The organism is Pedosphaera parvula Ellin514 (assembly GCF_000172555.1).
In the GTDB taxonomy this organism is placed as follows: Bacteria; Verrucomicrobiota; Verrucomicrobiia; order Limisphaerales; family Pedosphaeraceae; genus Pedosphaera.
Window position 1 is genome coordinate 1 of the sequence record NZ_ABOX02000005.1, and the last position, 18,542, is coordinate 18,542.

The window sequence follows — 18,542 nt, forward strand, 5'->3', positions numbered from 1 at the left end:
TGCTGGAATTATGCACTCGCCCTTCGCGATGCTGCCTGCTAAATTCGGGTTATGAGTGCCATTGCCACTTCGTCGGTTCCTGATAAGCAGGGTCATTTCGGTCCGTACGGCGGACGTTATGTGCCTGAGACTCTCATGCACCCGCTGCAGGAGTTGGAGGCGGAATATTTCCGCAGCCAGACTGATCCTGAATTTCAGAAGGAACTGCAGTATTATCTGCGCGAATTCGTCGGCCGACCTACTCCGCTCTATCACGCGGAACGACTGACACGTGAGCTTGGCGGAGCGAAAATTTATTTGAAGCGCGAGGATTTGCTGCACACCGGCGCTCATAAGATCAACAATGCGATGGGCCAGATCCTTTTGGCCAAGCGCATGGGCAAGACACGGATTATTGCCGAGACCGGTGCGGGTCAGCATGGCGTCGCGACGGCCACGGTGAGCGCGATGTTCGGCATGAAGTGCGTCATTTACATGGGCGAAGTCGATTGCGAACGGCAGATGTTGAATGTGTTTCGCATGAAGATGCTGGGCGCAGAAGTGGTGCCGGTGAAAGCCGGTCAGCGCACTTTAAAGGAGGCCGTTAATGAGGCCATGCGCGACTGGGTGACCAACGTTCGCAACACGCATTATATTCTCGGCACGGCTTACGGAGCGCATCCCTATCCGTTGATGGTGCGTAATTTTCAACGTATTATCGGCGATGAAGCGCGGCGTCAGATTCTTGAGCAGGAAGAACGGTTGCCGGATTTGCTCGTGGCTTGCGTGGGCGGAGGCTCGAATGCAATCGGTTTGTTTTATCCTTTCCTCGAAGATAGCTCAGTGAAGATGGTCGGCGTGGAAGCGGGCGGACTGGGCATCGAGCCGGAGAAACACGCGGCGCGTTTCCAAGGCGGGTCGCTGGGCGTGTTGCAAGGCACGCGCTCTTATATTTTGCAGGATGAGCATGGCCAGATTCAATTGACTCACAGTGTTTCGGCGGGATTGGACTATGCGGCAGTGGGGCCGGAGCACGCGTGGTTGCGAGACCAAAAGCGTGTTGAATACAGCTATGCGACCGATGAGAAGGCGCTTGAAGCTTTCATGAAACTGGCGCGGTTGGAGGGAATCATTCCTGCGCTCGAGTCTTCGCACGCTATTGCCGAGGTCATCCAACGCGCGCCAAAAATGCGCAAGGATGAGATCATCATCGCGAACCTTTCAGGACGTGGCGACAAGGACGTGGCGCAGGTGGCGACGAAAGTTGGGTTGGAGATGCCCAAGTAAACGGCCCATGGGCATGGATGGTGCTTATTTTCAGGTTCCGGCCCGTTTGACAAAGCAAGCAAGCGTCTACAGAATGTGCCAATGATATATTCTATTCCAGCACCGTTATGAACGGGATGCCGTATAGAATATCCATCTGCGGCAAACAAGGGGTGGATAGTTTTTCCAGGCAGGGCGTTACACATTTGCTTTCCATTGAAGATCCGTCGGTTCCCAAGGATACGCCATCGTGGTTTTCAGGTCCGCATGAACAGGTGCGGTTTCATGATGTGGAAAGTGTGCGGGAGGCAGAGGCGATGAGAGCTGTGGCCCCGACAAAGGAAGATGTGGCGGCCATTTTAAATTTTGGAGAGGTCTGCTACAATGCTTCGGAAAACGGGAGAGTGCATTTGCTGATTCATTGCTTTGCCGGAGCATGTCGTTCGACAGCGGCGGCCTATGCGCTCATTTGCCAGGCGATGGGGCCGGGCTGTGCGAGGGAAGCATTGGAGCACGTCCTGAGCGTGCGACCGGAGGCATTTCCGAATTACCTGGTGGTAAAGCATGCGGACCTATCGTTGCAACGAGGGGGAGAAATGCTTCAGGCATTGGGACCGTTGAGATCGCAATTTAAAAAGATAGTAGACGAATGGGCTGAGGATCCGGATTTTGCAGGGGAGGAGAGTTAGTGTAACTTGTCGGAGCATTTGCAATGAGGGGCTTCCCGCCATGCAGCGACGGCAGGATGAAGTTTGCGGCAACCAGGAATCCGACTCCCATTGCCATTACCATACCCATCCGTGTTTGTTTGGCTGGAGCCTTCGGTCGCGGATAATCAGGGGTAACTCCGGCTGCGAGCAGACGGTCGTAGAGATGCGGGTGAGTCTGTTTATTTGTGGGATTGACTGCGGGTAAAAGGTTTTCACGATAAACCTTTTCCAATGCCTGCGCATAAGCACCATCGTCGAGCTCGTTTTCCTTGGCAATTTGGTCGGCGCGCTTCTCCATGCGTAACGAAAGCGATCGGGAAAATCGCAATACGACAAACATCAACACCGCAATCAGCACCAGGCCAAAAAATCCCAGATAATTCATGGCCGGTTTGATAAGGAGCCAGGGAAAAATCGCCAGTGAGCCAAGAAGTCGGCCAGCGAGAGTGGTTTTGGATTCGGTCAGATGTCCCAGCTCATGGGCGCAAATCGAGGAAACTTCAGCGTCATCGCAGAGCTCAAGCAACCGGTTGCTAAATAAGAGAACATTTGTCGTTGGAAACGCGTAGGCCTGTGCCATTGGACCTTCGAGCATCCAGACCTCTTTTACCTGAACCCGCATTTTGGAGGATGTTTGCTGAACAATTTGGACCAGCCGGGGAGTGGCCGGCTTCAAGAGTTTTACCAGCCGAAGGAATTTTAAATTGAGCCCGTACTGCCAGAAGAAATGAAAGGCGAGAATGATGATGATAATCGGCAAGGTAACCCAGCCAAATTCCTCAGGCATTAATGCAACGCCTCCCAGAAAAAACAGCCAGATGCCCAAGTGCAACACCCAAAATGCAGCCAGATGCTGCAGCAGCCTGCGAGAATCATAGCCTGCAAATATTTCCCGATTCATGGAAAGCGTGCCCAGGATGGCCCCCAACAGGGCCGCGACGACCAGGAGAAACCAAGCGCCGGCTGCTTGCGGATAACAGAGCTTAAGGGTCAGATAAAGTACCGCGGGAATGACCAGAGTATTGGATGTCGCTGAAACGCGAGCTGGCCAGAGCAACCTTGCCCGTTCTGTCCAATGTGCAGAGCCGGTGCGGCGCCAGGGTATCAGGGACAGCCAGTTCGTGGCGAACGCCAGAGCAAAAGCCCCCAGAAATAGCGCTGGTATCTGCCAAAGAAGTTGAGTCATGGGTTCACCTTCATGTGCCGCATCATAGCAATCAGGAGCTACTTGACAATTCTGATCAACCATCACGATGACAAACCCGGCGGATCGCACTGATTGTTTTTCAGAACTTCTGGGCTAGGTTGCCTTTGTCTTACTTCGAAGAATAATGACATGAAAAGGACAGCAACCCGAGACTTGCGGCTTATCTGGATTCTTTGTTTATTGGCGGGGAGCTTCCTGGTAACGGCAATTGGCAATGCACAAACCAATCTGAATGTTTCAAAGCCGGTAAGGTTGAGCGAAGCTGAGAAAGCGTGGTTGCGGCAACACCCGGTGGTGTATTGGGGAGTCGATCCCCATTGGCCTCCATTTTCGAGCTTTGACAGGCAGGGACGAGCCTCGGGCATCAATGTGGAAATGGTTGAGCTCATCGCGAAGCGGGCGGGATTGAACATCAAGCTGGTGCAGACGCCTGCGTGGTCTGAAACACTTCGCAAAGCTGACACGCGTGAGATTGATTTTATAGGCGGAATTGCACGCACCGAAGAACGGGAGCGGCTGCACGGTTTAAAATTTACCGAAGCCTATTGTTCATTCCCGACAGCCATCATCACTCGCGAGAATACGCCGTTTTTTACCCCACTTGAGGAACTCATCAAGTCGCTGCGAATTGCCCTGCCACGGAATTATGCCACCACGGAAGAGCTCCTGCGGGATTATTCTGGAGCGCGGGCGGTGCTCACAGATACCGAGGAAGAAAGCATGTTGGCCGTAGCCGGTAACAAGGCTGACGCCACCGTGCTGAACCTTGCCAGTGCCAGCTACATCGTGCATATGCGCGGGCTGGCCAATCTGAAGATCTCCGGTTTCACCGACCCTGAATTTTATCTGAGACTGGCAGTGCGCAACGATATGCCGGAACTTCATTCCATCCTGGAGAAAGGCCTGGCCACGATCGACAAGCGGGAAGCAGAAGCGATATATGCCAAGTATATTCTACCGGGAACGCTGGAGGAAATTAACTGGAGGACATGGCGTCGCCGGGTGATATATTTCATTTTAATTGGGGGGGCCGCACTGGTGGGGGCTCTGCTTTGGAACCGAAAACTGGCTGGTGAAATTCGCCGACGCGAGGCGGCAGAAATAGACTTGCGCCGGGTGCGAGACCAACTGGAGAAACATACCCGGGAACTCGATCGTCACGCCACTGAGATGCAGGGATTGAATGAGCGGTTGGTCAGCGCGAACAAGGATTTGGAGTCGTTCTCTTCTTCAGTATCACACGATCTCAAGTCGCCACTGCGACGGCTCCGGAGCTTTGTTGATTTGTTGCAGGAGGACGCTGGTGATACGCTCAACGCCGAAGGTCGGGAGTGCCTGGCCATTATCAACCATGAGGCGCGTCGAATGGGGCAGTTGATCGAGGATCTGCTGGCCTTTTCGCGAGTCGGCCGTTCGGAAATGCACCTGGCACCTGTAAACCTTGAGCAATTGGTGAACGAGGTGGTTCGCGATGTCCAGCTTGAAACCAAAGGGCGGGAAATCATCTGGCAGATTGAGCCTCTGCCTGAAGTGCGGGGAGACCGTGCGTTATTGCGTCAGGCTGTCGTAAATCTGATTGATAACGCCGTCAAGTTCACTCGCGGCCGCAGTCCGGCAAGGATCAACTTTGGTGTCCTGCCGGCTAAACCCGATGACAAAGAGGTGACGTTCTATATCCGGGACAACGGTTCGGGGTTCGATATGAATTATGCCTACGCCATATTCGAAGCTTTCCAAAGGCTGCATAGTCAGGAGGAATTTGAGGGCACGGGCATCGGGCTGGCCAATGTTCAGCGTATTATTCAGCGGCACGGAGGGCGTGTTTGGGCCGAGGGCGAGGTCAATAAAGGGGCGACCTTTTACTTTACCCTGCCTCGAAAGATGTCGTAGCTGCTGTACGTGCCAGACGATTCGACTTATCCCCTCCAAAAAAGGTTGGCCTGCAAGACCGACTTACTTCATAGTTTCTTGACGAATGAAATCAATGACGGGTTATGGGCGGGGTGAATGCGCCCAAAACGGCTTTAAAATCACCGTGGAACTGAGCTCTGTAAACCGGAAACAGAGCGAAATTTCGCTGGTGCTGCCACGCGAACTTGAAGTGCTCGAGGCGCAGGTCCGCGACGTGCTGAACAAGTCCATCGCGCGCGGCCGCCTGACGGTGCGCGTCACGCTCCATGCCGCCAATGGTCAGACCGCAAGCAAGGTGCGTTTGAACGTGCCGCTGGCCAAGGCTTACGTGAAGGAATTGAATCGCCTGGCCAAGGACCTCAAATTGGTTGGACCCATCACCCTCGATTTGCTGGCCCGTGCCCCCGGAGTTTTTGAGACGGACAACGAAATGGCGGATGCCGAGGATTTCTGGCCGGCGGTGGAAACGGCATTGAATAAAGCTCTCGCCACGTTGTTGAAGATGCGTGAACGGGAAGGCGCCCATCTGGCCAAGGATTTGGGGAATCGCATTGAGATCATGCGCAAGGCAGCGGTGCAGATACAAAAGCGGGCTCCTGAAGTGCAGAAGCGTTATCGCGAGCAACTCATCATGCGCATCAAGAGTGCCGGGGTGGAAGCGCCGGGGGTGGATGATGAACGTCTCCTGAAGGAGGTGGTTTATTTCGGCGATCGTTCGGATATTTCGGAAGAATTGACCCGGCTGCAAAGTCATTTCCAACAGTTCAGCGATTGCCAGACTTCAAAGGAACCGGTGGGGCGTACACTCGATTTTTTAGCGCAGGAAATGAACCGCGAAATCAATACGATTGGTTCGAAGGCGAATGACAGTCTCATTTCCCATGCGGTGGTGACGTTGAAGGCGGAATTGGAAAAATTCCGCGAGCAGGCTCAAAACGTCGAATAAAATTTCAATCCACGGGTTTAGTGGCGGTTCGCAGGCGATTCAAATTTACATGTCAGAGTCCACATCCAATCCAACGACGAGCACGGGTCCGTTGCTGATCATCATTTCGGCGCCGTCCGGCGGTGGCAAGACCACGCTATGCCAGCAATTGCTCGCCACCTATCCCGGTTCGATGACCAGGGCAGTCACCTGCACGACTCGTGCGCCGCGCGAGGGAGAGAAGGACGGGGTGGATTATTATTTCATTGATGCCGGGTCGTTTCTCAAGCGCTTGCAGGCGGGTAATTTTCTCGAGCACGCGACGGTTTATGGGAACAGCTACGGCACCTTGAAGTCCGAGGTGTTGGGCAAGTTGCGGCAGGGGAAGGATGTGTTGCTGAGTGTGGATGTTCAGGGGGCCACGACGATTCGCAACCAGGCGGAAGATGAGCCGGAGTTGAAGAAGGCGATGATCCAGGTGTTCCTGACGCCGGTATCGCTGGCGGTGCTGGAAGAGCGCTTGAAGCGACGCAATGCGGATGCCTTGCCGGTGATTCAAAAACGATTGAGCGTGGCGCGGCAGGAGATTTCGCAATGGCGTCATTTCGATTACCTGATCACGAGCACGACGATTGGGGAGGATTTGCGCCGGATGAAGGCCATCATTGAAGCGGAGAAGATGAGGATTACGCGGTCGCATCCGCCGGAGATGTAACGGAAAAAAGGGAGCGGTAACCGCAGATTCACTCAGATGAACGCGGATGGGGAGACGTCCGGACACGAGTGCAAGGATGGCTGCATGGAGGTGAAGGCGAGGGGGCTTAACCGGGAAACGGAGGGCTGGCTTTTTGGTATTCTTTCGTTATTGTTGCTGGCTAAATTAAACCGTTGTACTTTTATGAATTTTAAATCCAGATTTCATGGCTTGATGGCAAGGCAAGGTGCCCAGCGGCTCGGTGTGGCCTTGCTGATCCTCCTCTCGACCGTGGCGCCGGTTTTGGCTGAAGACCTTTACCTGGCTCCGGGCAAGCCGGATAGCATTGCGTTGTTGGGGCCGCCGCCGGTTTCGGGATCGGAAGAGCAGGCGGCTGATCTGGCGTTGTCCCAGTCGGTTTTTAAGGCACGGACGGAGGCGGAAACGGCTCATGCAACGAAGTCGGCCACGCTTTCGCTGTTCAACTTTGCGCCGGCGATCGGACCGTTCTTTCAACCGGGAAAATTTCCTAAGACGGAGGCTCTCTATGCCAAGGTGAAAAAGGAATTGCGCACGCCGATTGATACGCCAAAGAATCATTGGAAGCGTTTGCGTCCTTATCAGATTGACTCGGCTTTGGTTCTTGGTCGTGGGGAGCCGAGCGCCAGTTATCCGAGCGGCCACTCCACCTGCGGCACGGTTCAGGGTTTGATTCTGGCGGAAATATTTCCGGAAAAGCGGGAGGCCATCATGGAAGTCAGCCGTAATATCGGTTGGGACCGCGTGCTGACCGGCAAACATTTTATATCGGATGTCCGTGCGGGTCGTGTGTTGGGACAAGCGATTGTTCGGGAGTTGCTGGCCAACCCCGCTTTCCAGCGTGACCTGGCTGAAGCGAAGGAAGAGGCGAAGGCGGTTCAGAGTCAGCAGACGCAGCCGGCGGAGGCGCTGGTTGGGGCGGGGAAATAATTGTGCATGAAAATTTGGTTGTTGGCTGTGCTGTTGTTCTGCTCCCAGCTCGTCCGGGCGGATAAGGTGGATGGTTATGTCCGGGAGCAGATGAAGAAGGGAAGCATCCCGGGTGTGGCAGTCACGGTGATCAAGGATGGGAAGCGGGTGAAGACGGGGTTGTATGGTTTCTCCAATCTGGAACTCAAAACGTCGGTGACGAAAGACAGTGTTTTTGAGATTGGGGCGCTGACGAAGCAGTTCACGGCAGCGGGGATTTTGTTGCTGGTGCAGGAGGGGAAAGTGTCGTTGGAGGCTCCGATCAGCCAGTATTTGACGAATACACCGGCTGCCTGGAGCAGTATCACCGTGCGTCATTTGCTGAATCATACTTCGGGTATCAAATCGTTTACGGATCAGCCGGGGTTCGAGTTGTCGAAGCATCTGACGCAGCAGCAGTTCCTGGAAAATTTGGCGATATTGCCGCTCGAATTTCGGCCGGGGGAACAGTTCAAGTATGGGAATACCGGGTTCATCCTGCTCGGTTACATCATCGAGAATGTGAGCGGAAAGAGTTATTGGGAGTTCATGAACGAACGGTTGTTTGCACCGTTGAAGATGCGGACGACGACAAATCGGGAGCCGGCGACGGTGATGGCGGGGCGCGCGAATGGTTATGAGCGGAGCAAGAGCGGCGGGTTGGTGAATCGGGATTATAATCTTACGGAGTTGTTCAGCACGGGCGGGTTGGTTTCGACGTTGGAAGACATGGTGAAATGGGATGCGGCGTTGGCGGAGAACAAGGTGCTGAGTGCGGCGACGAAGGAGCTGATGTGGAATCCCACGCGGCTGAAGGATGGGACGATGAAGCATTATGGATTTGGCTGGGGGGTGGAAACGAATGGTCGGCGAAATGTGGGGCACAGTGGTTATACTTCAGGGTTCACGTCGAGTTATCAGTTATATCCGGATGACAAGTTGAGCATCATTGTGCTTTGCAATCTGGGTGAGGAGAGTCTGGCGACGATTTTGGCGGATGGGATTGCGAAGTTTTATTTGCCGGAGGTTAAGGTGGGTAAGTGAGTGGCAACGTGGATGTTGGTTTTTGAAATATTAAGATGTGAGAGGACAGAATTGGGAGATTAGAGTCGCGGGAGATCCCCGCTGCAACGAAGGGTCTTGGCGCATCTTCCCTCATGCCGGCCTTCTCCCATAGCAAAGGGAGAAGGTGACTACGGCTGGCGTCCCATAGTTAATTGGGCGTTGTGGCGTGGATTGCCATCATGGGTTCTTTTACGTTGGAGAGGTGAGGCGAATCGGCACCCTACTGAGCTGAGCTGAAGGAGAAGTCGTCGAAGAGGGTGACGCTGTCGGATTTGGTCCAGACGCCGACCTTGCCGGAATCCTTGATGGAGTCGTCCTGGACGTTGATGACCTGTTGGCCGTTGAAGGAGACGAGGAAGCGGTTGTCTTGGAAATCGACGCGGAGGGTATGCCATTTGTCGGGCAGGACTTTGACGTCGGCGGTTTTGAATTCTTCACGCTTGCCGCGGATGGTGTGGAAGATGACGACGCTGTCTTCCTTCGCATTGGCGCGGGCGACGTAGTAATTGTCCTTGTCTTTGCACCGCCAGATGACGCCGCCGGCCTGGTCTTCCTTGCCGCCCACGAGCTTGAATTTCACTTCGACAAAGCCGTTCTTGATATCGGTGTCCTGCTTGATGCAGATGGGGAATTCGGCTTCACCGGATTGTTTCAGAACCTGATGCGGACTGGGTGCGGTGTCATCCTTTTCCACGCTCCATTTGGCGCTGCCGATGCCGGTTTCGGTGCCGAGCCAGTGGGGTGGGAGCTTGCCGGGTTTGATGTCATCGAAATGGATGGTTTCGGCGTGGGTGGTGAGGGTGAGGGAAAACAAGAGAGCGGACAGCAAGGCCGGGGCGAATAGAATTTGGAGAGTGCGAAGCGGTTGCATTTGTCAAAAGGAGGAATACCGGAAAATGAGGGTGGTTGCAACCGTGGATAGGAGCGTCCGTCGAAACGAGTGTCGCGGGTCAGAACAGCTTGATAACATTGATCTGGTTTCAGATTCACACTCACACCTTATACCAGAGACTGGAATGACGCTCGCCGTTTTCGGAAGTCGAATTGTTTTGGAGACTAAGAAGGCAGGTTAACCACTGATGAACCTGAAGAGGCACGAATTGGGATGGGGTGTTCAGGCGGATGGCATTGATGTTGAGCGCGTGGAGAAGGAACTTTTATGTGGCCACAGATAAAACTCAGATTAAACACGGATGGGAGAAGCAAGCTGTGCTCGATGGTGTGTGCGTGACGGTGACGGGTTGCACGCCAAAATCGAAGGATGTGATTCCTAAAACGACTTATTTCGTGACCGGTTTTGCGGCTTTTGGAGGTTTGCTTACAAATTCAGCCGCGAGTTTCTTCCCCTCGGCAATTTGTTCAGGAGTAAGGATTGGAACCAAGGCTTGAAGGTTCACTTTGGCACTGCTTTGATTTTGAGCAACGGCGAGGGTGTACCATTTGTAGGCTTCGACCAGATCTGGAGTCACGCCGTTTCCGGTATCGTAGGCATAGCCCAATGAATTTTGAGCTGCAGCCACACCCTGTTCGGCTGCTTTGCGGAACCATTTCACTGCTTCGGCTGCGTTCGTAATGCCAAGCGAACCTTTGCTGTAGGCAAGGCCAAGGTTAAATTGAGCAACGGGGTTTCCGTGATCTGCTCCTTTGAGATACCATTTTAGAGCCTCCCCGTTATTTTGCGGCACTCCTTTACCTTGTTCATAGAGGAACGCCATACTGCCTTCCGCCTCAGCCAGTCCCTGTTCCGCTGCCTTGCGCGTCCATCGGGCATCTTCAGCATAATCCTGGGGGACACCCAAACCTTTTGAATACAAAATGCCAAGCCAATACTGGGCTTGAGCGTTGCCACCTTCCGCGGCCTTAAGAAACCATTTGGCGGCCTCTGTATAGTTTTTATCCTTAATATGGCAATTACCGAGTTGTAGTTGAGCCATTACTTTCCCATGACTTGCGGCCAGATAAAACCAGTTAGTGGCAACTTTCAGATCTTTGGCAACACCTTCACCGATTAGGTATGCCACTCCGCATTTGTACTGGGCTTCAACGACTCCTTGTTGCCCGGCCTTTTCAAACCACTTAACCGCCAGAGTAAAGTTTGTTTGAACACCCAGCCCCAGGAGACAACAGGTTCCCAATTGGAATTGCGCCAGGGCATTTCCGGCTTCAGCTGATTTGTAATACCATTTGACCGCCTCACCGTAATCTACCGGTACACCGCGTCCAAGGGCGTAATCGTCCCCCAATTCCAATTGTGCAAGGACATGGTTTTGATCGGCCGCCCGTTTGTACCACTGGGCGGATTCGCTTTGGTTTTTGGGAACTCCTTTGCCGCTGAACAGGCAAATGGCATACATGTATTGAGCCTCTGCCAATTCTTTTTCAGCAGCCATGCGGTACCACTTTGCGGCTTCGGCTTCATTTTTTTCGACTCCTTCACCACTTGCGTAATTAGATGCAAGTTGCAGTTGTGCGGATGACTCCCCCTGTTTTGCGGCCTTGCGGAACCAGCGTGAGCCTTCAACGGGATCCTTGGGTACCAGCTTTCCTTTGCAATAACAGTCACCTAAAACGCACTGCGCCAGGGCGTAATCATTTTCAGCGGCACGACGAAACCAGTTTATTCCCTCAGAGGGATTATAATGTCCGGAGGTGGGATCCACGCAAACAAGGCCCAGATCGAATTGTGACTGGACGGTTCCTTTTTCCGCCGACAAAGTGAGCAGGCGGACGCCTTCGTCCACGTTGGTTGCGACGCCGAGGCCTGCAACGTAGGCCATGCCGAGGTTGTGCATGGCTGGAACATAATTCTGGTCGACCGCTTTTTGATACCAGCCAATGCTCGCGGCCTGATCCTTTGCTATGCCGTCGCCGAAGGCATAGGCTCGACCGACAAGATATTGAGCTTCAGGCAGACTTTGTTCAGCGGCCTTGCGATACCAACGCAGGGCTTCAACGTTGTTGGTGGGGACACCAAAGCCGCGATCGTAGGCCGTTCCTAATTTATACTGAGCCACCCGATCTCCACGGTTGGCTGCAGTCATAAGTGATTTTATTTGCTTATCCCATTCGCTCGGTTGTCCATGTAATGAATTGATCTGCTTTAGGTCGGTAGATATGGAAAGGTCTTCCAGTTCCTTGAGGGAGGGTCGCGAGGTTGAATCGGGGATGTTGCCCAACACTGGCGTGCTCAAAGCAAAAAGCAAAATCAGGCCTGAGTGTGGGGCAACTTTTCTAAAGAGCCATTGTCTCCATGTTGACTGTCTGATTTCAGTAAAAATTCTGGTAACCATGTCGTTCGATCGGATCTGGTTTGTCGTTGGGCTTTTGCAAATTGTTTCGATACTTGCCAGGGAGTGTGCCATCCCGGTTAACCAACTAACGAGTAAAAAGTGGTAAGTGCTGCGGCAATCGCTAAAGCTTTGAAGATTGATGAGGAGGTGTGATTGAATTGTTGGCCGCGTCCGCGGATGGGCTCGATGGGCTGAATAAAGTCGCCGACGGGGTTTGAATTCCGGCGGAGCGTCATTCCACCGATTAATTGATGGCTGGCGCGGTGTCTTTGCAGCCCCGAGGCATCGACACGTCATATTGAATTAGTAAGCCAGGTGCGGAGCGCCAGCAGCGAGGAAGGAAAGAATGACCAGGATTATTCCGAGGATTTTGGTTCGCGAATGAATGCTTGTAGAAATTGAAGCGAGGCATAATGCAAGCCCCAGCCACGGGCAGAGATCAATGGTTAATGTATCGTACACGTAATGTGTGCGGTAACCATTCGAGCCGCTCCAGAAGACCAAAATCAGAACAATGATATTGGCGATGATCAACGCGCGATAAAATGCGCGCATGCAGGCAACATTCCCCTTTGGTATGAACGGCATTCCTGTCTTATGCCTGTGGGTGTAGTTATATGTCAAACCAAAGCAATGATTGGGGCAGAGAAAGGTAATGGCTAATTGATAATGGATAGTGGATCACGGGGAAAGGCGAGTCGGAGTTTGAGATGCTGGGCGGGATACGAGTCGACGGAATTTGGAATCGGATTGAGCCATGTTTAAACGGAAACGAATGATTTTAGGGATAGTGGTGGTCCTGTTGCTGGGAGCAATGGGGTATGGATGTTTTTCGCTTCTTCGTCTTCGAAGGTCAAGGTGTTTGGCAATCTGACAACCAAGGATGTGAAGGAGATTAAGGGTTTGGTGCAGCGGCAGATGAGGCGCAGCCGGTTGGAGCATGTGTGGGACATGCTTTGGGGTGGAGATTTCAAAGCGATACCTCAACGGTTTCGACTTGACGGAGTATTGGAGATAGAGCGTGTGGAAGCTTGCCCGAATGGGAAGGTTTTGGTTTCTGTGAGTATGCCGCCCTGGATCGATGCTGGTTACACATATGCGCTGAACCGTACCAATGGTTGGCGGATTGTGGAGCGGAGAGAGCATTGGCCTTGAGGGGGAGTTTTTCTGATGGGGCGGCGGAGCAGCCCGCTGAGAGTTGCGGCAGTTTGACGGATTGAACGGCGGACCGCGTCCGCGGGTTGGCTCGATGGGCTGAGTTGAGTCACCGACGGGATTAGAATTCCGGGGTCCGGACTGGCACCATTCCACACGGGCATCAGCGTCATTCCACCATTTCAGTGGTTGCTGGCGCAGAAGGTTTTGGAGTGTTTGGCCGCCTACGCGATTGGCACGATGAATTGGATTATGTCGTGAGGGAGGTCAGGGATCGCGGCGCAACGCGTCCTTACCCCATATTGATTGCTGGCGCGGTATATGGAGTTGTGGGTCGCGTACGCGATTTAGGCAAGAGAGTGATTATAATCCTTGGCCATGTCAGTGCGGCGCCCAAGGGACTGGATCGCCCTACCTACGATTGCTGGCGCAGATGGTATATCGCTGGTGGAATTCTAAAGAGTTGTTTAAATAGTTGCGTGCAATCTGAGATGAAGAGCCATCTGAAGCGAGCGGGGATTTATTGCCTGCTGGTGTTGGTGGTTTTCTGGTTGGGGTTTCGGTTGATTTGTGAGTTTTGGCCGGTGCCGGTGTTTGTGGTGAAGGAGCGGGTGTTGCGGGCTGAGGAGATTACGGCAACCGCCAAGGCTTTTAACATTGATGAGGCGCATGTTTCCAAGACGACGAGGGATGCGACGGCTTGGCGGGATGCAAAAGAGAAGCCAGTAAGTGCTGGGGATCTGCGGCGGATACGGGCGAAGTTGGCTTGGGGGTGGAGTGGTTATTTGCCCACTAGAATTGGGGTGGTGGATTCCAATTCGGTGGAGGTTTTGGCAACGGTTGGCAAGTATTATAAGAAATGTACTGTGGTGAGACGCGAAGGGCGTTGGGTGGTGAGCTCGGAGGCGTCGGGGATGTATTGCCTGGATAGTAGAAGCATCATGGATCGCGTGGTTGATTGGTTGGGTTCAGTGATGCTGGGGGATTAGAACCACACAATTTGGTCGTTTTTGAATGGACGAGGATTTATGATTTGCGCATGGCCAAACAGGTTTTTCTGAAGCGATGGATTTTGATCGGGGTGCTGACCATTCTGGCTGCGATTGCGGTTGGGTATTGGAGGAAGCAGACTTACAAGGGGAAGTTGATTTCAACATGGTTCAAGGAGTGCTATAGTTTGGATGAAGTTGTTAGTGATCGGGCAAGGCAAGCGGTTTATGATATGGGTGTGCGGAGCGTGCCGGTGATAATGGAGCTGTTGCAAGCCCGTGATTCGCGTTTCAAGCAGCAAACAATTGATTGGACTCAAGAACATTTGCCCGTGCGTCTGTGGTTTCGTCGTGACGAGGAGAAACAAAGCAATGGACGCGATGCAATCGGGTTTCTCAATCCAGAAGCGAGGCGGGTGTTGGCCCCGGAGTTGAATCAAATACTGTATGATACAAATCATTGCAAGATTGCGGCACGTGCCCTGGCTGTTGTTGGAGTGGAAGGCATTCCGCACCTGAATGTAGCGCTCACCAATGCGGATGAGTCGATTCGCCTTCAGGCTGTTGACGCGTTGGCAAATTATCTATCCTGCACAGGGCGGGTAACGGAAATCGTCGTGCCGAATTTATGCGCAAATGCGCTGAACACAAATCAAGATTTCATAGTTCAATATTTTGCAGCGTACGCGCTGAGAAATATTAACAAGCGAGCGGACATAACTGTGCCGACTCTACTCCAGGCGGTTCGTAATTTTAGAAACTATGACCCCGCAACCTCTATGTATATGGCAGAGATCATGGAGGGAGTTGCTCAATTTGGAACGAATGCGCGTGTGGCAATTCCGGATTTCGTAAAGGCTCTTGAAGATACAGACTTCAGCATTCGAGGTGAGGCTACCAACTGTCTTAAACGAATTGATCCGGAAATGGCGGCGAAGATGGGAATACAGTAGATGGAGGCACGCGGATTCCCATCGTCCAAATCTTCTCCATTCTTCAGCGCGGTATGATGAGGGAGCATTTAGTCATTATTTTTCGTCTATTAAATATGAAACAATTCAAACTGTGCCTTGTCGCGATTTTCCTTGTCATCTCGACAGGCGTTGCCATGGCGCGCGCGGTTCGGACTTGGACTTATCAAGAGTTGTTGGATAAGGCTGACCTTGTGGCCATCGCAACTCCCACGGCCACTGATGACACCAAGGAGCATATTAATCTGCCGGGCTTCGATGGCCAGCGGGTCATTGGTGTTGAAACCAAATTTAAGGTCGCTGCGGTCCTGAAGGGGGATAAGGCGCTAAAGGATTTTGTTCTTCACTACTACCGGCCCGGGCCCGATGGCATGGTGGTTGATAACGGTCCGACTTTTATCTCTTTTCCCATTTCAAAGAAACCGACAGATCGCACAAGGACCTATATTCTTTTCCTTCTTCGAGAAGCTGATGGTCGCTATGCGTCAGTCGTCGGCCAGTCGGACCCAGGATTGGGCATCAGGGAACTTGAGGGGGTGTACAGCAGCGCGGTTGTTGAAACCCAGACTAAGCTGGGTATCGACGTTGGGAACGTTCTTAGGGAGTGCCAGACTATCAAACCCGGGATGACACGTGCGGAGCTTTCCAAGGTTTTCAGCACAGAAGAGGGTGGTCTTTCGACTGCCAAACATCGGACATATGTTTTTCACGATTGCCCCTACGTGAAGGTGGACGTTGATTTTAATCTTTCAGACCCGAAGCAGGATGTGCTTGATGAGCGTCCGACGGATACAATTGCCAAGATTTCCAAACCTTATCTCGAGTGGGGTGTTAATGATTGAGAAGGGGTACGTTTGGTGGATGTCTGAATTTGGGATGCGATGGCCAGCGTATGCGAGTTGAGGGAAAGAAAAGTTAGATCCCGCTCACACGGAGATGCTACCCATGAAACGATTGATGTTGGCAGGTTTGAGTCGTGGGGCGCGTGCGCGGGTGGGCGGACCGGGTTCGGCAGAATCACAGACGATGTCAGAATTCGAGTCTTTCCAGACGGGCACCAGTCTCATTCCACCGATTAATTGATTGCTGGCGAAATGAAAAAGGGGGCGGCGTCTCGTGGAGACACCGCCCCGGCCCACCTCCTGGGTCTTGTTTCCCGCTTTACGAAGTCGCAGTTGTGGTTGTGCTCGGCGGTGCGACGGACTTATCGCCGACCTGGTTGCGGAGCATGAGGCCGATCATGCTGTCGACGAGGCCGTTGCTGGCGCCGGCGTTGTTGACGGCGACGTCGGGCGTGATGCGGACGTTGCGTTCGCCCACGATTTGCATGAGTTGCATGACCGTGTAACCCTGCGTGCCGATGGCGTCGACACCAGCGCGATAGGCTTCGGCCTTGGCGTTACCGGTGGCGCGAATGGCTTCGGCTTCACCGAGGGCGCGGAGGCGGATGGATTCGGCTTCGCCACTGGCCTGCTTGATGTGCGCGTTGGCCTGGAGTTCGGCGATGTTGACGCCTTGCTCGGCGCTGACGACTTGTTGCTGGATGTCGGCCAGCGAGGTTTGGCGGACGAGTTGTTGGCGCTGTTTTTGTGCCGCTTCCTGGGTCTCGTACGTCTTCCGTTGTTCCTCCGCGATTTTGCGGTCGGTTTGCGTGGCCATCAGGGTGGCGGGCGGATTGATGTCGCCGATGAGCGTATCGATGGCTTGGACGTCGTAGGCGCCGATGGCGACGCGGATGTGTTCCGCGGCGTCGGTCTGGCGTTCGCTGCGTGCGCTGAGGAAATCGAGCACGGTGAAGTTCTGCGCCGAGTTGCGGAAGTAATTGCCGACAATCGGTTGCAGCACGTGATCGACGAGGTTTTGCATCGAGCCGACACGCGAGATGACCTTGGGGGCATCGAGCGCGCCGACGTGGATGATTTGCGAGACGTCGAGGTTGAAGGCAAAGCCATCGCGCGAACGCACGGTGATGGAGCTGAGTTTGGCATCGTAATTATGCGACTCGGTGCGATTGGCCCAGTTGAGGACGATGTTCGTGGTGGGCACGAGTTCGACCTTCATGATGCGAGTGTTGATGGGATGTTTGCCCGGATAGAGCGGCGAGACCCAAACGCCTTTGTGGCCAGGATTGACGAGGTCGCCATGTTTGAAGTCGACGCCGCTGACATCTTCGTGGGCTTTGCCGACGAAGGAGATAACCACGCCGACGTGGCCGATGGGGATTTGCAGCATCGGGACTTGTTCGACGTGCGCGAACCAGGGGTTGAGATTCCAGGTGCCCGACAGGAGAATTTGCTCCTGCAAGCCGCGTCGACCGCCGCCATTCAAGAAAGCCTGGGCGTTCTGGAAGTTGTCGTGATCGGCAATGATTGGGCCGGCGATTTCACTTTGCTCGATTGGACGACCATCGAGTGTGGTGACAATGCCGACTTTATCCGGCTCGACGTGGCGGAGTTGGAGATCGTGGGACATCATGCCGTGCTCCTGGGCGTTGTACGAGGTGATGACCGTGAACAGCGCGGTATTAATGCGGTACGTGCCGGCAGTAAGGATGCCGAGTTGACGGCCTTTCTCGCCGCCGTAGACGAGGAATTTGCGCGCGTCCTGGAAGTTGTCGCTATCGACGACTTTGGCCAGAATGCGTTCCGAGGGAATCGGCATGCCGTCGGCCGCGACGACGAGGGCGATTTCGCCTTGTGGCACGATGGTGACGGGGACTTTGATGATGCGATATTGCCAGCGCCAGAATCCGAAATGGAGACCGGGCGCAAGAGTATCGGCCTGATAACCGGCTTCGCCATTGAGGGCGAGGAGTTGGCCGGGTGGCAGGGATTTGCCGGGCGAGAATCGTTTGATGACCACGCCGACCTGACGTTCGTGGATGAGAACCGTCCCGAAAATCAGCGGACCTGCGAAGAGCAAGGCGCCGAGGATGACTGCCGCGACGCCAATGAGGGCGCTGGGGAACACCTGGCCGAGGATAAGAGTATTGGCCATCATAACAACCTTCTACTGAGGTTGCGCACCGCGCGTTTGTTTGCCGCCGGGTCTGCGGCTGGTCGCCGGCCTGCATGTTTGCGACAGGCCATGGCGATCAGTGATCGCTTTCCCGGTTGCCGCGCGATGCGACAACGCATTTTTTGTGGGGAGACCGTGAGAGCCGCGACATGCGGCCTTAGAGGATCGCCCTTCCAATTGCCGACGAGGTTAGCTGACGGGCTCGGTCCTGGAAGTGACCTTGATCGCGGTTACCCGCAATCTTACGCCCCATCCTCAAATTGCTTTGAGGAACCTGGTTCCCCCGCGTTGACCTTCAGGAAGGAAGGCCAACTTAGGCTGCTTCATAACTACACACGACCCATTCGCTCTTTTAAGAAAAAATGTCAATTGCGA

At 53.8% G+C, this 18,542-nt stretch carries 17 protein-coding genes and 1 riboswitch; of the genes, 12 read left to right on the forward strand and 5 right to left on the reverse strand.

Going from position 1 to position 18,542, the window contains the following annotated elements:
- Window positions 1-51 precede the first annotated feature (51 nt).
- Window positions 52-1,266: a tryptophan synthase subunit beta gene (gene trpB / locus CFLAV_RS05120; protein WP_007413579.1), complete on the forward strand. Its 1,215-nt coding sequence runs from the start codon at window positions 52-54 to the stop codon at window positions 1,264-1,266.
- A gap of 116 nt (window positions 1,267-1,382) precedes the next feature.
- Window positions 1,383-1,934, forward strand: a complete 552-nt coding sequence (locus CFLAV_RS05125; protein WP_150107279.1) for a tyrosine phosphatase family protein — start codon at window positions 1,383-1,385, stop codon at window positions 1,932-1,934.
- Here the strand turns inward: CFLAV_RS05125 and CFLAV_RS05130 are convergent.
- Window positions 1,876-3,141 carry a M48 family metallopeptidase gene (locus CFLAV_RS05130; protein ID WP_160164486.1) on the reverse strand — a complete coding sequence of 422 codons (1,266 nt, stop codon included), beginning with the start codon at window positions 3,139-3,141 and terminating at the stop codon, window positions 1,876-1,878. The two genes, CFLAV_RS05125 and CFLAV_RS05130, sit on opposite strands and share 59 nt — an antisense overlap.
- 150 nt (window positions 3,142-3,291) lie before the next feature.
- Between CFLAV_RS05130 and CFLAV_RS31855 the strand changes: the two genes are divergently transcribed.
- The 5 genes from CFLAV_RS31855 to CFLAV_RS05155 all read left to right on the forward strand — a co-directional run bounded on the left by CFLAV_RS31855 (window position 3,292) and on the right by CFLAV_RS05155 (window position 8,723).
- Window positions 3,292-5,052, forward strand: coding sequence for a sensor histidine kinase (locus tag CFLAV_RS31855; protein WP_007413582.1), 1,761 nt, complete (start codon window positions 3,292-3,294; stop codon window positions 5,050-5,052).
- 85 nt (window positions 5,053-5,137) lie between these two features.
- Complete coding sequence (locus CFLAV_RS05140) at window positions 5,138-6,019, forward strand: YicC/YloC family endoribonuclease (protein WP_040547080.1); 882 nt, start codon at window positions 5,138-5,140, stop codon at window positions 6,017-6,019.
- A 49-nt stretch (window positions 6,020-6,068) separates the two neighbouring features.
- Entirely contained in the window at window positions 6,069-6,713 is a 645-nt protein-coding gene (gene gmk / locus CFLAV_RS05145) for a guanylate kinase (protein ID WP_007413584.1), read from the forward strand.
- Between the two features lie 183 nt (window positions 6,714-6,896).
- The gene (locus CFLAV_RS05150; RefSeq protein WP_160164487.1) at window positions 6,897-7,661 is read left to right on the forward strand and encodes an acid phosphatase; all 765 of its coding nucleotides are present in this window, start codon (window positions 6,897-6,899) and stop codon (window positions 7,659-7,661) included.
- A 6-nt stretch (window positions 7,662-7,667) separates the two neighbouring features.
- Entirely contained in the window at window positions 7,668-8,723 is a 1,056-nt protein-coding gene (locus CFLAV_RS05155) for a serine hydrolase domain-containing protein (RefSeq protein ID WP_007413586.1), read from the forward strand.
- Between the two features lie 241 nt (window positions 8,724-8,964).
- On the opposite strand, the gene CFLAV_RS05160 is transcribed toward CFLAV_RS05155, so the two are convergent.
- From CFLAV_RS05160 to CFLAV_RS05170, 3 genes are all read right to left on the reverse strand, one after another.
- Window positions 8,965-9,615: a 3-keto-alpha-glucoside-1,2-lyase-like domain-containing protein gene (locus tag CFLAV_RS05160; RefSeq protein ID WP_007413587.1), complete on the reverse strand. Its 651-nt coding sequence runs from the start codon at window positions 9,613-9,615 to the stop codon at window positions 8,965-8,967.
- 409 nt (window positions 9,616-10,024) lie between these two features.
- On the reverse strand, window positions 10,025-11,785 hold the full coding sequence (locus CFLAV_RS05165) for a tetratricopeptide repeat protein (protein ID WP_160164488.1): 1,761 nt from the start codon (window positions 11,783-11,785) through the stop codon (window positions 10,025-10,027).
- Between the two features lie 552 nt (window positions 11,786-12,337).
- Window positions 12,338-12,622, reverse strand: a complete 285-nt coding sequence (locus CFLAV_RS05170; RefSeq protein WP_007413592.1) for a hypothetical protein — start codon at window positions 12,620-12,622, stop codon at window positions 12,338-12,340.
- Window positions 12,623-12,859: 237 nt separating this feature from the next.
- Here CFLAV_RS05170 and CFLAV_RS05175 point away from each other — a divergent pair, with 237 nt between their 5' ends.
- The 5 genes from CFLAV_RS05175 (at window position 12,860) to CFLAV_RS35425 (ending at window position 16,232) form a co-directional block, all read left to right on the forward strand.
- Window positions 12,860-13,189, forward strand: a complete 330-nt coding sequence (locus tag CFLAV_RS05175; RefSeq protein WP_007413593.1) for a hypothetical protein — start codon at window positions 12,860-12,862, stop codon at window positions 13,187-13,189.
- A gap of 212 nt (window positions 13,190-13,401) precedes the next feature.
- Entirely contained in the window at window positions 13,402-14,178 is a 777-nt protein-coding gene (locus CFLAV_RS05180) for a hypothetical protein (RefSeq protein ID WP_007413594.1), read from the forward strand.
- A gap of 50 nt (window positions 14,179-14,228) precedes the next feature.
- Window positions 14,229-15,131 carry a HEAT repeat domain-containing protein gene (locus CFLAV_RS05185; protein ID WP_007413595.1) on the forward strand — a complete coding sequence of 301 codons (903 nt, stop codon included), beginning with the start codon at window positions 14,229-14,231 and terminating at the stop codon, window positions 15,129-15,131.
- A gap of 95 nt (window positions 15,132-15,226) precedes the next feature.
- Window positions 15,227-15,991, forward strand: coding sequence for a hypothetical protein (locus tag CFLAV_RS05190; protein ID WP_040547087.1), 765 nt, complete (start codon window positions 15,227-15,229; stop codon window positions 15,989-15,991).
- A 103-nt stretch (window positions 15,992-16,094) separates the two neighbouring features.
- On the forward strand, window positions 16,095-16,232 hold the full coding sequence (locus CFLAV_RS35425) for a hypothetical protein (protein WP_160164489.1): 138 nt from the start codon (window positions 16,095-16,097) through the stop codon (window positions 16,230-16,232).
- A gap of 78 nt (window positions 16,233-16,310) precedes the next feature.
- Here CFLAV_RS35425 and CFLAV_RS05195 read toward each other — a convergent pair whose 3' ends face one another.
- Complete coding sequence (locus CFLAV_RS05195; protein ID WP_083808755.1) at window positions 16,311-18,149, reverse strand: SPFH domain-containing protein; 1,839 nt, start codon at window positions 18,147-18,149, stop codon at window positions 16,311-16,313.
- 181 nt (window positions 18,150-18,330) lie between these two features.
- Window positions 18,331-18,497, reverse strand: a riboswitch (cyclic di-AMP (ydaO/yuaA leader).
- Window positions 18,498-18,542: the final 45 nt, after the last annotated feature.